Consider the following 13,656-nt stretch of genomic DNA (forward strand, 5'->3'; position numbering starts at 1 on the left):
TCGCTGCTGGGACGTGCGCAGTCTATATGAGCGGCGGCGAGCGGCTACCCGGATTCGGTCCGGACCCATTCTGCTCGTGCCCTTCACCTGAGCCAAGCGTTGCGGCAAGCTGCGTTCTCGCGGGTGACAAGCGCGCCAACTTTGCGACTGCAGCCAGGCAACCAACGTGGAGCATCAGACATGGATATCAATCAGGTCGGATACTTCCTCAATCTGGCTGAAACGTTGAACTTCACGGAAGCCGCGCGTCGAAGCGGCGTGTCGCAACCGAGCTTGACGCGCGCAATTCAGCGCCTCGAAGAAGAACTGGGCAGTCCACTGATCTACCGCGATGGCAAGGACAGCCGCCTGACGGCGCTTGGTCGCGACGTCCAGGCTGAATTCATGCGGGTGGAACTCGCTCTTCGAAACGTGCGCGAACATTCAGAAAGCACAGTCCACGGCCGCCGCCGTATTCTCGACATTGCCGTTGCCCCGACGATCGGCCCCGCCAAGTTCACGGCATTCTTTGACAAAGTGCTCAGCCAACTGCCTGCCGTAAACCTCAACATGCATCAGTTGTCGGCCGGCGAGGGTGCGCTGGAGGTGCTGTCGGGCAAGTATCATGCCTGCATCCTTCCGGAAGCGCCGCGTTTCAACCCCAAGCTCAACATCGTGCCGCTGTTTCGTGAGCGATTTCTCCTCGCCTGCGCTGATGGGCACCCACTTGCTGAAAATGACGTCGTCAGCGTCAAGGCCCTCGCCTCGTATCCATATGTCGACCGGCTCGCTTGCGAGTTCCATACCCAGATGACAGAGCACCTGATGAACCACAACGCGGTGATGCAGCCACGTTTCAGTGCCGATCGTGAGGACTGGGTCCAGCAACTGGTGGCGGAAGGCCGCGCGATCTGCATTATGCCCGAGCGTTCGGTTGTGGTTGAGGGGATAGTGACCCGCAGGATCGAAGGCATGTCATTGGAACGAGAGGTGGTATTGGCATCCGTTTCCGGTTCCGGCACGCCACTTGAGATGCGCAAGATCGCCCAGATGGCAGCCCGTCACGATTGGGCCTGAGGCGCTGAAACGCCGCATGGCATCGCTATTGAATCTATGCACGCCCTCTATTGGGAAAATCGCCGACCCAGCGCCATATTCTGGCAGCAAGTCCAATAGGAGTAATGGCTGTGAAGTACACGAAGACCGATGACGCGATCGCCAGGCTGACGTCGATTCAGTACCAAGTGACCCAGAAAAATGCGACGGAACGGCCCTTTACCGGGTCGTACAATGACAACAAGGAACCGGGCATCTACGTCGACATCGTTTCAGGCGAACCTCTGTTTGCCTCTGCCGATAAGTTCGAATCCGGTTGCGGCTGGCCGAGTTTTACGAAGCCGATCGTACATGCAAATGTTCGCGAATTGTCTGATGGTACTCATGGCATGATCCGCACCGAAGTGCGCTCAGCTCATGCCGATAGTCACCTCGGCCACGTGTTCACAGACGGTCCGGCAGATCGGGGTGGATTGCGTTATTGCATCAACTCCGCGGCACTGCGGTTCATTCCGCTCGGCGAAATGCAGGCCGAGGGCTATGGTGCCTATCTCAACCAAGTGGAGACTTTCAAATGACCGAGAAAGCTGTTTTGGCCGGTGGCTGCTTCTGGGGCATGCAGGATCTCATCCGAGCGTTGCCCGGCGTCATCAAGACCCGGGTGGGTTATACCGGCGGCGATGTACCGAATGCGACCTATCGCAATCACGGCACCCACGCCGAAGGTATTGAGATCGTGTTCGACCCCGAGACGATCAGCTATCGCCGGATTCTGGAGTATTTCTTCCAGATTCACGACCCAACGACGGTCGACCGGCAGGGCAACGACATCGGCAGTTCGTACCGATCTGCGATCTACGTTCTTGGCGATGAGCAAAGACGAATAGCCAAAGACACCATCGCCGACGTCGACGCGTCGGGACTGTGGCCAGGAAAAGCCGTGACGTCAGTCGAGCCGGTTGGAGATTTCTGGGAAGCGGAACCGGAGCACCAGGACTACCTGGAGCGCTATCCCAACGGCTACACCTGCCATTTTCCGCGCGCGAACTGGGTGCTGCCCAAGCGGGAAGCGGCCGCGTAACCGCCGGTACGTCAGCTTCAAGAGAATGGCATCCCAGCGTTCTGGTGATTTGCCGGAACACTGGGATGCCTCTGTACGCGGATGCGATCGCGAGCACATTGCCCGCGGTCGCTTTTCGGCAACCGTGCGTGGTTGGTAAAGACGCCGGGTCTGGGAACACATATCCGAGGTCTTCGCTCCCTCCCAATAGTTGCAAAATTCCCGGATTTTACCAAAATATTCTAATTAAGATTGCAGGAAGAGGGTGGTAAGGTGCGATCTGCGTCGCTGACCTTCCCATCCGCTATTTGACCGAGTGGCCCATGTCGATTTCAGATGCGATCTACCGTCCGTTCGAAACCTTGATCCGGCCCCTGGATATTCCTTACCGACCGCTGCCGTCCAAGGGGCCCGCAACCGTCCTTCTGCATTTCATATCGATGTTCCGCGGCGTGCTGATCGCGCTCGCGCTTTCGTCCATGGCGATTGAGGCCATCAACCTGACTATCGTCTGGGGGCTTTCTGTCATCGTCGATGGCGTATCGCAGAACGGTGCATCCGCCTTCTTGCACAGCGAATGGCCCCTCCTGGCTTTTCTCGGGCTGCTGATCTTTCCGGCCATGCCGGTCGCCTCGTTTCTATTGAACACGCTCAACTCGCATACGCTCGGCGTCGGCATGCCGGCCGCAATCCAATGGCAGGGTCACAAGGCGGTCGAGCGGCAGGATCTGGCTTTCTTCCACGATCTTTTTGCCGGACAGGTCGCTTCGCGCCTGTCACAAGTATCATCCGCCGTTCAGCAGCAGATCATCGCCGCCTTCCAGTCCATTCCACGTTTCCTGCTGCAGATGGTCGGTTCCGTCGTTTTGCTGAGCGCCCTATCCTGGCAGCTCGCCCTGCCGGTCATCGTCTGGATCGGGCTCAATGTGGCACTCGCCGTCAAGATGGCGCTGATTTTCGTGGAACGCTCGCGCAGCACTGCCAAGCAGCGAAGCTTGGTGTCAGGCGCCATCACCGACCTTTACACCAACATGCAAATGATCAAGCAGTTCGCTGCCGAAGACAGCGAGGCCGGCGCGATCCGTCGCATCATTCACAACACCATACAGACGCAGCACAGGGAACAGCGCATCTATCGCACGTCTGAACTCATTGTCGTGGCGCTGAACATGGCACTTTGGCTGGCGATGCTTTCGATTGGTTTTTCGGGCCTCGTCAACGCCTTTCTCACGGTCGGCGAGTTCGTCGGGGCGGTCTATATCCTCCAAAGGCTGTCCGGGCACACCTTCACCTTCCTGCAGATGGGCCAGCAGATCTTCCAGGCGATCGGGACGATCAAGGATGCGATGCCCGTGATGACGACGCCGCCGACCATAACAGATCGGCCTGACGCGACGACCCTCGTGGTCAACAACGGCGAGATCCGCTTCCAAGACGTCTGCTTCGCATACAAGTCCGGCAAGCCCGTCATCGCCAATCTATCGCTGACGATGCGGCCCGGGGAGAAAGTGGGGCTGGTTGGCCTCTCCGGGGCCGGCAAGACCACGCTGGTGAGCCTGCTGCTGCGCTTCTACGACATCAACGAAGGCGCGATCCTGATCGACGGGCAGGACATCCGCGATGTCACACAGACAAGTCTTCGCCGCAACATCGGGGTCATCGCGCAGGACGTCGCGCTGCTGCACCGTTCGGTCGGCGACAATATCCGTTACGGCCGACCGGAGGCGACGCAGGAAGAGATCGAAGAGGCGGCCAAGACGGCAAGGGCCGATGTGTTCATCACCGATCTTGCTGATGGCGAAGGCCGTAAGGGTTATGGCGCCTTCGTTGGCGACCGCGGCATCAAGCTCTCGGGCGGTCAACGGCAGCGCGTGGCGATCGCCCGCGTTCTGCTGAAGGATGCGCCGATCCTCGTGCTGGACGAAGCGACTTCCGCCCTCGACAGCGAATCTGAGGCGGCCATCCAGGAAAAACTCAACCTGGTGATGGAGGGAAAGACGGTGATTGCCATAGCACATCGCCTTTCGACCATCGCAATGATGGATCGGATAATCGTGCTCGATCAGGGGCGCATCGTGGAAGAAGGCAGACCGGAAGAACTGGTTGAACGGGATGGCCTGTTTGCCCGTCTGTGGAAACGCCAGACCGGCGGCTTTATTCCTGAGGAAATAAGCGAACTGTGAGACAGGCAGTTGGTGGCGAGATGGGCCATCGGAGCGGTTTCCAACATACCGTCACCTGGAAGCCTGCCGTGTGTTCAATCGTTTTCCGCCGTTGCGTCCATGTTCACGCAAATGCTCCGGCTGAAGGCTGCCGGTAAAGATTTCCGTCTGGAACACCAGTCGTAGCGGACCTTTATCCGCCTGTTGATGCAGCGGTGAAAACCGCCAATTGAGCGTCGAAAGCACGCTGGTAGGCGGGCCGCGCTTCGCCGCGGGCGATATACTCGGTGAGATTCGGATACTCGTTCAATATGTCTGATCCTGCCAATCTGCGCAGCACCGTCACCATCAGAAGGTCGCCGGCGCTGAACTCGCCGTCGAGCCAGTCGGCATTGCCAAGTCTCGCGGACAGTTCGTTCAGCCGTTTATGGATGCGGCCCTCGACGGCAGACATCCGCTGCTCGTACCAGGTCTCGTCGCCCTCCAGATACCTGGCGATTTCGCGATCCACGATCGGCGGCTCCATCGTGTTGAGCGCGGCAAACATCCATGTGATCGCGCGCGCCCGGGCATTCGCCTCGTGTGGCAGCAGGCCCGAACGGCGCTCGGCGATATGGAAAACGATGGCGCCGGACTCGAACAGGGCGAGATCGCCTTCTTCATAGGTCGGGATCTGTCCGAAAGGATGAAGTGCTAAATGCACCGGTTCCTTCATCGTTTTGAACGAAACAAGACGAACGTCGTAAGGCTGGCCCACTTCTTCGAGCGCCCAGCGAACGCGCATGTCACGCGCCATGCCCCTGCCGCGATCGGGCGATCGTTCAAATGCGGTAATGGTGATAGTCATCGCTGTTCTCCTAGCTTGTCTGTCTTGAAGACGATTGACTAAGCGAGATTCCGACGCTCCGTGCTCGCGATTGCTCGGGGGGTATTACTGCAATTCTGGCCTATGCCCTGCGGGCATCATATCGGCGAAGATCAGACTTGGCAGCAATTGCATGGCGCCTCGCCACTACCTGACTACTGAGAGGCCAGTCGATCGCAGAATGCCCCGTGATCTTGCCGGATTTTATGGTCTTGCGAGCAATCTAAAGAAGTTTGCGGCTTCGGGTCAGGAAGCGCTGTCTGGAGCAAAGTTCCGACCTTGCAAATGCTGCGGAATCGATTAAAAAATAAGCAACGAAGAATTTGTTAAGAAAATAGGCAATTCTGTTGCGGAATTTGCTGCGCTGCATCATGATCGCCTCATGACAAACCGCGACCTCACCATTCTCGTCATCGACGAGAACGCCATTCGTGCCTCGATCATCGAGGAAGGATTGCATGAGGCCGGGCATCGCAAGGTGACTGTCATCCATGAGGTGCAGGGTGTCGCGCGCGTCATCGACAGTCTTAGGCCCGATGTAATCGTCATCGATATCGAAAACCCCAATCGCGATATGATGGAGCATCTGTTCCAGCTGACGCGCACGGTGGGGCGGCCGATCGCGATGTTCGTGGATCGCTCCGACACCGCTTCGATCGAGGCAGCGGTCGAGGCAGGCGTGTCCGCCTATATCGTCGATGGTCTCAAGAAGGAGCGCGTCAAGCCGATCCTCGACATGGCCGTCAGTCGTTTCAACGCCTTCAGCCGATTGCAACGGGAACTGGCCGATGCCAGGTCCGCGCTCGAGGAGCGCAAGGTCATCGAGCGCGCCAAGGGCATTCTGATGAAGATCCGTGGTCTCTCGGAAGAGGAAGCCTTTGCCCTGCTGCGGCAGACGGCGATGAACGAAAAGAAGAAGATGTCTGAAATCGCGCAAAGCGTGGTGACGGCCGCCGGCCTGCTGATGTGATGGCGAGCGCCGCGTACCGGCTTTGTCGCAAGGAGTAGGTGGAGTGAACAGCATGGCCAATTTCGGCGATATCGGCAGCGGCCTCACCTCGTCCGGTCATGGTTTACCGGCGCCGCAAAAGATGCGCAGCGAGGGCGCCCGCACGCTTCGTGCCGGCTTCATCCCGCTCGTCGATGCATCGGTCCTGATCGCCGCTTGCGAGTTCGGTTTTGCCCGCAGCGAAGGTCTGACACTCGATCTGGTCAAGGATGTCTCCTGGGCCAATGTCCGCGACCGTTTGGCGTTCCGCCAGTTCGATATTGCCCACATGCTTTCCCCCATGCCGGTTGCGGCCATGCTTGGGCTTGGCTCCAATCCTTCGCCGACAATCACGCCCTTCTCGCTCGGGCGTGGCGGTAATGCCATCACGCTGTCCAATCGGCTCTTTGCCCGTATGGTGGAGGAGGGGGGGCTTGAAGGCGCCGAGAACGCGCTTGCCAATGCGCAAGCGTTCGCCGCCGTACTTGGTCGCATGAAAGCGAATGGCGATGCGCCGCCGACCTTGGGCGTCACCTATCCGTTCTCCTCGCACAATTACGAATTCCGGTACTGGCTGGCTGCCGGCGGCGTTGATCCGGATCGTGACGTCAAGCTTGTCGTCGTGCCGCCGCCGATGACAACAGACGCGCTCGAAGCCGGCGCGATCGATGGTTTCTGCGTCGGCGCGCCCTGGAACATGGTTGCATCCGAGCGCGGCGTCGGACGTATTGTCGCCGCCAAGCAGGATATCTGGCCGTCGGCGCCCGAAAAGGTCATCGGCATGCGCCCCGAGTGGGCCGAAGCCAATCCAGAAACGGTTTCGCGGTTGATCGTGGCGCTGGATGCTGCCGCCCGTTGGTGCGACGATCCGCAAAATCGCGACGCCTTGTCCGAAGCGCTCGCCGACCAGCGCTATGTCGGCGCCCCGGTCGAAATCATCCGCCGCGTGCTTTCCGGTGAGTTCACCATCGACGCTCAAGGACAGCGTCGGGTCATCGACGACTATTTCGTCTTCCACCGCAACTTCGCCAACTATCCCCGCCCCAGCCATGCACTCTGGATCTACAGCCAGATGGCGCGCTGGGGACAGGCCGACTTGGGTCCGGAAGCGACGACGGCGGCAGCTTCGGCCTATCGCCCTGACCTTTATCGGCTTGCGCTCGGGGCCGATGCGGCACCGGCTCAGGATCGAGGGCGCATCCGCTGAGGATCGCTTCATGGACGGCCATGTTTTCGATCCTGCCGCGATTGAGGCCTATGTCGAGGCGTTTCCTGTGCGTGCAGAGGGCGGCGCGACCGCATCTGGCGCTGACAACTGATGGTTCGGCCGCTGCTTGTTTGGGCAGAGCGGCCGAGCCGGCTGTGTGCAGCGCACAATAATTCAGCAGATTCTACAATAGCTGTTTTGCTGGGCAATTACGCTCGTTCGTATTTTTATCATTCGATATCAAACTATTAGTTCCTGGCTTGTCGAACTGGCACGGCTCTTGCTTTTAAGAAATTGCTTCGGTCAACGGCGATTGAAGCGAGTTCAAACGCCAGATCGCGTTTGCCAGAGACACTGACGTCGCACGGTTTTTGTTTCCCGAGGAATCCTCCTGATCCCGGACGCAATCTCCAAGCGGCGTTTTTTTATGTCCGGTTTTGCCCGGCAGCAGCAGAGGAACCTGCGCATGATCAAGTTTTCGACTGGCGGACTGACCCGCCGCGGCCTGCTGAAAACCACAGCGACGGCCGCTCTACTCGGTGCCGTCAAGACGGCCTTCCCGACCGGCGCCTTTGCACAGTCGACCGGTCCCGAGACTACCAAGGCGGTTCTCGGTTTCATTGCTCTGACAGACTCCGCGCCGCTGATCGTCGCCAAGGAAAAGGGCTTGTTCGACAAATACGGCATGACCGAAGTCGACGTGGTCAAGCAGGCCTCCTGGGGCACCACACGTGACAACCTCGTGCTTGGCTCAGCCGGCGCCGGCATCGATGGCGCCCATATCCTGACGCCGATGCCCTACCTGATCTCGACCGGCAAGGTGACGCAGAACAACCAGCCGCTGCCGATGGCGATCCTCGCGCGCCTCAATCTCGACGCGCAGGCAATCTCGGTCGGTGGCGCCTATGCCGATCTCAAGGTCGGCCTAGACGCGTCGGCGCTCAAGGAAGCCTTTGCCAGGAAGAAGGCTGACGGCGCGGCCGCCAAGGTGGCGATGACCTTCCCGGGCGGGACGCATGACCTGTGGCTGCGCTATTGGCTTGCCGCTGGCGGTATCGATCCGGACTCCGATGTCGAGACCATCGTCGTGCCGCCGCCGCAGATGGTCGCCAACATGAAGGTCGGCACCATGGACTGTTTCTGCGTCGGCGAGCCGTGGAACGAGCAGCTCGTCAACCAGAAGATCGGCTATACCGCCGTCAACACTGCCGAGATCTGGAACGAGCATCCGGAAAAATCCTTCGCCATGCGGGCCGACTGGGTGGAGAAGAACCCGCGCGCCGCAAGGGCGCTCACCATGGCCATTCAGGAAGCCGCGCAATGGTGCGACGACATGGCCAACAAGGAAGAACTGGCGAAGATCGTCGGCAAGCGCAGCTGGTTCAACGTGCCGCCGAAGGACATCGTCGACCGGCTGAAGGGCGAATACGACTACGGCAACGGCAAGGTCGTCGAGGCGAGCCCGCACTTCATGAAGTTCTGGCGCGACCACGCCTCCTATCCCTTCCAGAGCCATGACAGCTGGTTCCTGACGGAGAACATCCGCTGGGGCAAATTTGCTCCCGACACCGACATCAAGGCGCTCGTTGCCAAGGTCAACCGCGAGGATATCTGGCGCGAGGCGGCCAAGGAGCTCGGCGTATCCGACATCCCGACCTCGACGTCGCGCGGCATAGAGAAATTCTTCGACGGCAAGGTGTTCGATCCCGCAGACCCGCAGGCTTACCTGAAGAGCCTGAGCATTTCGCGCGTCGCCTGAGCCTTTTTGGCGGCGGGCGAACCCCGCCGCCACTCGACTTGAACCTCTAGGAGAACGGTATGTCCGTCACCAATCTCAAGCTTCCGCAGGATTCCGCTTCACGGCCCGCGGCCCGCGTCATCGCCTTTACCCGTGCGACGAGGCCCGGCGGCGGCCGCCGGCTGCCGGCAGCGCTCGCCACCGCCTTTACCAATCTTGTCCCGCTGGTGGTGACCCTGAGCTTCATCCTTGTCGCCTGGCAGGTGATCTGTTCGGCGCCCGACTCCAGCCTGCCGGCGCCGACACGCGTTCTGGAAGAAAGCTGGGAGCTCATCGCGCACCCGTTCTATGTCGGGCAGGGCGTCGATCAGGGCCTGTTCTGGCATATCTCGGCCAGCCTTCAGCGCGTCGCGATCGGTTACGCGATCGCCGCTGTCGTCGGTATCGCGCTTGGCGCACTCGTCGGCCAGAGCGCCCTTGCCATGCGCGGGCTCGATCCGATCTTCCAGGTGCTGCGCACCGTGCCGCCGCTCGCCTGGCTGCCGCTGTCACTCGCTGCCTTCCAGGATGGTACCCCCTCGGCGATCTTCGTGATCTTCATCACCGCGATCTGGCCGATCATCATCAACACCGCGGTCGGCATCCGCAACATTCCGCAGGACTACCAGAACGTCGCCAAGGTGCTGCGGCTCAATGCCTTCGAATATTTCGCCAAGATCATGCTGCCGGCGGCTGCCCCTTACATCTTCACCGGTCTTCGCATCGGCATCGGCTTGTCCTGGCTTGCGATCGTTGCCGCCGAGATGCTGATCGGCGGCGTCGGCATCGGCTTCTTCATCTGGGATGCGTGGAACTCGTCGCTGATCAGCGACATCATCGTTGCGCTCATCTACGTCGGCATCGTCGGCTTCCTCCTCGATCGTCTCATCGCCCTCATCGGCCGCGTCGTCACCCGCGGCACGGCAACTGCGTGAGAAAGGCAAAGACCATGACCAAGAGCTACCTCTCGCTTGAGCTTATCGACAAGAGCTTCGAACGCGGCGGCGTCAAGACGGACGTTCTGAAGCAGGTTTCGCTTTCCGTCGACAAGGGCGAATTCATCTCGATCATCGGCCATTCCGGCTGCGGAAAGTCGACGCTGCTCAATATCGTCGCCGGCCTGACGCAGGCGACCACAGGCGTGGTGCTGCTCGATGGCCGGGTCGCCGACGAGCCGGGACCGGACCGCGCCGTCGTCTTCCAGAACCACTCGTTGCTGCCCTGGCTGACGGTTTACGAAAACGTCCGCCTCGGCGTCGACAAGGTCTTCCGCGCGACCAAGGGCAGGGCCGAACGTCACGAATGGACGATGCGCAATCTCGAGCTGGTGCAGATGGCGCACGCCGCCGACAAGCGCCCGTCCGAGGTGTCGGGCGGCATGAAGCAGCGCGTCGGCATCGCCCGGGCGCTGGCGATGGAACCGAAGGTTCTGTTGCTCGACGAGCCGTTCGGCGCGCTCGACGCCCTGACCCGCGCCCATCTGCAGGACCAGGTGATGCAAATCCACGCCGAGCTCGGCAATACGGTGCTGATGATCACCCATGATGTCGATGAAGCGGTGCTGCTTTCCGACCGCATCGTCATGATGACCAATGGTCCCTCGGCGCGCATCGGCGAAATCCTCGATGTGCCGCTAGCCCGGCCGCGCCGGCGCATCGAACTGGCGGCCGACCGAACCTACCTCAAATGCCGCGAAGCGGTGCTCAAGTTCCTCTACGAGCGCCACCGTTTCGTCGAAGCTGCGGAGTAATTTCCTATGGCTCACCAAACGCCCGAAAAACTCGTCATCATCGGCAATGGCATGGCGCCCGGACGCATGCTGGAGCACCTGTTCGAACAGGCGCCGGGGCAATATCAGGTCACGATCTTCAACGCCGAACCGCGCGTCAACTACGACCGCATCATGCTTTCGCCGGTCCTTTCCGGCGAAAAAGACTACGAGCAGATCATCATCCACGGCGATGGTTGGTACATCAAGCACGGGATCACGCTCTACAAAGGCCACAAGGTCGTGGCGATCGACCGCGCGAAGAAGACTGTGACCTCTGATCACGGTGTGACCGAAAGCTACGACAAGCTTGTCATCGCGACAGGCTCAGTGCCCTTCATTATCCCGGTTCCCGGCAAGGATCTGCCCGGTGTTATTACCTACCGCGACCTCGATGACGTGCAGGCAATGTTGCTTGCCGCGCAGTCGCGCGAAAAGGCTGTCGTCATTGGCGGTGGCCTGCTCGGGCTTGAAGCGGCCGCCGGACTTGCCTCGCGCGGTATGGATGTGACCGTACTGCACGTGATGCCAACTCTGATGGAGCGCCAACTCGATCCGGCGGCTGGTTATCTCTTGCAGAAAGCCGTCGAGGAGCGCGGCATCAAGGTCATCTGCAGGGCCAATACCAAGGCAATCATCGGCGATGGCAAGGTCGAGGGCATCGAGCTCGACAACGGCACGATCATTCCCGCGACACTCGTCGTCATGGCTGTCGGCATCCGGCCGAACGCGGGCATCGCCAAGGAAGCCGGCCTAGCGGTCAATCGCGGCATCGTCGTCGACGACGGCATGCAGACCTCCGATGGCGATATCCTGGCGCTTGGCGAATGCGCCGAGGTCGGCGGCATGGTCTACGGCCTCGTCGCACCACTCTACGAAATGGCGCGCATCGCCGCATCGCATCTGGCGGGCGATCGCTCGCCCGCCTTCGTGCATTCCGACACGCCGACGAAGCTCAAAGTCACCGGCATCAACCTGTTCTCCCTCGGAGACTTTGCCGAAGGCGACGATCGCGAGGAGATCGTGCTGCGCGATGCAGCCGGCGGCGTCTACAAGCGGCTGGTGCTGAAGGACAACCGCATCGTCGGCACAGTGCTTTATGGCGAAACCGCCGATGGCGCCTGGTTCAACGATCTGAAGAAGAAAGCCACCGATATCTCGGAAATGCGCGAAACGCTCATTTTCGGCCAGGCCTATCAGGGAGGGTCCCCGCTGGACCCTATGGCGGCCGTTGCAGCCTTGCCGGATGATGCAGAAATCTGCGGCTGCAACGGCGTGTGCAAGGGCAAGATCGTGGCGACGATCCAGGGCAAGGGACTGACGTCGCTCGACGATGTCAGGGCGCATACGAAGGCGTCCGCTTCCTGCGGTTCCTGCACCGGGCTCGTTGAGCAGGTGATGTCGCTGACGCTTGGCGAAACCTACAATCCCGCCGCCGTCCAGCCGATGTGCACCTGCACCGAGCTTGGCCACGACGATGTCCGCCGCCTGATCAAGGCCAAGGGCCTGAAGACCATTCCCGCCGTGATGCAGGAACTGGAGTGGAAGACATCCTGCGGCTGCGCCAAATGCCGCCCGGCGCTCAACTACTACCTCGTCTGCGACTGGCCGGACGAATATGCCGACGACTACCAGTCGCGCTTCATCAACGAGCGTGTGCACGCCAATATCCAGAAGGACGGCACCTACTCCGTCGTTCCGCGCATGTGGGGCGGCGTCACAAACTCTGGGGAATTGCGCGCGATTGCCGACGTTGTCGACAAGTTCGAGATCCCAATGGTCAAGGTCACCGGCGGTCAGCGTATCGACCTGCTCGGCATCGAGAAGGAAGACCTGCCGGCCGTCTGGGCCGATCTCGGCAAGGCCGGCTTCGTGTCGGGCCAGGCTTATGCCAAGGGCCTGCGCACGGTGAAGACCTGCGTTGGTTCCGACTGGTGCCGCTTCGGCACCCAGGATTCCACCGGCCTCGGCATCCGCATCGAAAAATTCATGTGGGGGTCCTGGACGCCGGCCAAGCTGAAATTGGCCGTCTCCGGCTGTCCGAGAAACTGCGCAGAAGCCACCTGCAAGGATATCGGTGTCATCTGCGTCGACAGCGGCTTCGAGATCCACTTCGCCGGTGCAGCCGGGCTCGACATCAAGGGCACCGAGGTTCTTGGTCTGGTGAGGACCGCGGACGACGCCCTCGAACATATCGTGGCGCTGACGCAGATGTATCGCGAGCAGGCCCGTTATCTCGAGCGCATCTACAAGTGGGCCAAGCGCATCGGTCTTGAAGAAATCCGCCGGCAGATCATGGACGATGCCGAACGGCGCAAGGCGCTCTTCGACCGCTTCGTCTTCAGCCAGAAATTCGCCCAGGTCGACCCATGGTCGGAGCGTGTCTCCGGCAAGGACAAGCACGAGTTCCGGCCGATGGCGACGGTCGGATTTTCAGAAGCGGCGGAGTGAAGAGCATGGACATGAACTGGATCTCAATCGGTGACATCTCCGACATCCCGCTTCGCGGCGCACGCTGCGTGCGCACGCCCGAGGGCAAGATCGCCGTCTTTCGCACCGCCGAAAACGAGGTTTTCGCCATCGAAGACCATTGCCCGCACAAGGGCGGGCCGCTGTCGCAGGGCATCGTCCACGGCACGGCGGTCACTTGCCCTCTGCACAACTGGGTGATCTCGCTCGAAACCGGCAAGGCGCTGGGCGCAGACAAGGGCGCCGTGCGCACAATCCCTGTGCGCAACGATGGCGGTGCGCTGTTCATCGCACTCGAAAGCCTGATGATCGCGGCGGAGTAGTC

At 60.6% G+C, this 13,656-nt stretch carries 11 protein-coding genes and 1 pseudogene; 11 read left to right on the top strand and 1 reads right to left on the bottom strand.

Going from position 1 to position 13,656, the window contains the following annotated elements; translation table 11 throughout:
• The first annotated feature begins 180 nt into the window (after positions 1–180).
• The 4 genes from ASD03_RS24530 to ASD03_RS24545 all read left to right on the top strand — a co-directional run bounded on the left by ASD03_RS24530 (position 181) and on the right by ASD03_RS24545 (position 4,278).
• A complete protein-coding gene (locus ASD03_RS24530; protein WP_082555591.1) occupies positions 181–1,056 on the top strand; it encodes a LysR family transcriptional regulator in 876 nt (291 codons plus the stop codon).
• Positions 1,057–1,166: 110 nt separating this feature from the next.
• Positions 1,167–1,613 (top strand): peptide-methionine (R)-S-oxide reductase MsrB, encoded by a 447-nt coding sequence (msrB, locus tag ASD03_RS24535; protein WP_025430182.1) that lies wholly within the window; start codon positions 1,167–1,169, stop codon positions 1,611–1,613.
• Positions 1,610–2,116, top strand: coding sequence for a peptide-methionine (S)-S-oxide reductase MsrA (msrA, locus tag ASD03_RS24540; RefSeq protein WP_025430181.1), 507 nt, complete (start codon positions 1,610–1,612; stop codon positions 2,114–2,116). The genes msrB and msrA overlap by 4 nt, the downstream gene beginning before the upstream one ends.
• Positions 2,117–2,418: 302 nt before the next feature.
• Entirely contained in the window at positions 2,419–4,278 is a 1,860-nt protein-coding gene (locus tag ASD03_RS24545) for an ABC transporter ATP-binding protein (protein ID WP_057217045.1), read from the top strand.
• A 172-nt stretch (positions 4,279–4,450) separates the two neighbouring features.
• On the opposite strand, the gene ASD03_RS24550 is transcribed toward ASD03_RS24545, so the two are convergent.
• Positions 4,451–5,104, bottom strand: coding sequence for a glutathione S-transferase family protein (locus ASD03_RS24550; protein ID WP_057217047.1), 654 nt, complete (start codon positions 5,102–5,104; stop codon positions 4,451–4,453).
• A gap of 400 nt (positions 5,105–5,504) precedes the next feature.
• Between ASD03_RS24550 and ASD03_RS24555 the strand changes: the two genes are divergently transcribed.
• The 7 genes and pseudogenes from ASD03_RS24555 to nirD all read left to right on the top strand — a co-directional run bounded on the left by ASD03_RS24555 (position 5,505) and on the right by nirD (position 13,654).
• Entirely contained in the window at positions 5,505–6,092 is a 588-nt protein-coding gene (locus ASD03_RS24555) for an ANTAR domain-containing response regulator (RefSeq protein WP_025430178.1), read from the top strand.
• A 52-nt stretch (positions 6,093–6,144) separates the two neighbouring features.
• Positions 6,145–7,429 (top strand): annotated as a pseudogene (locus ASD03_RS24560) (CmpA/NrtA family ABC transporter substrate-binding protein).
• A 354-nt stretch (positions 7,430–7,783) separates the two neighbouring features.
• Positions 7,784–9,076 (top strand): CmpA/NrtA family ABC transporter substrate-binding protein, encoded by a 1,293-nt coding sequence (locus ASD03_RS24565; protein WP_057217049.1) that lies wholly within the window; start codon positions 7,784–7,786, stop codon positions 9,074–9,076.
• A 59-nt stretch (positions 9,077–9,135) separates the two neighbouring features.
• A complete protein-coding gene (gene ntrB / locus ASD03_RS24570; RefSeq protein ID WP_057217051.1) occupies positions 9,136–10,029 on the top strand; it encodes a nitrate ABC transporter permease in 894 nt (297 codons plus the stop codon).
• A 14-nt stretch (positions 10,030–10,043) separates the two neighbouring features.
• The gene (locus tag ASD03_RS24575; RefSeq protein ID WP_057217053.1) at positions 10,044–10,844 is read left to right on the top strand and encodes an ABC transporter ATP-binding protein; all 801 of its coding nucleotides are present in this window, start codon (positions 10,044–10,046) and stop codon (positions 10,842–10,844) included.
• A 6-nt stretch (positions 10,845–10,850) separates the two neighbouring features.
• Entirely contained in the window at positions 10,851–13,313 is a 2,463-nt protein-coding gene (gene nirB / locus ASD03_RS24580; protein ID WP_057217055.1) for a nitrite reductase large subunit NirB, read from the top strand.
• A gap of 5 nt (positions 13,314–13,318) precedes the next feature.
• On the top strand, positions 13,319–13,654 hold the full coding sequence (gene nirD, locus ASD03_RS24585; RefSeq protein WP_057217057.1) for a nitrite reductase small subunit NirD: 336 nt from the start codon (positions 13,319–13,321) through the stop codon (positions 13,652–13,654).
• Positions 13,655–13,656 lie beyond the last annotated feature (2 nt).

Origin of the sequence: Ensifer sp. Root127 (assembly GCF_001425225.1) — a bacterium.
Taxonomy (GTDB): domain Bacteria; phylum Pseudomonadota; class Alphaproteobacteria; order Rhizobiales; family Rhizobiaceae; genus Ensifer; species Ensifer canadensis.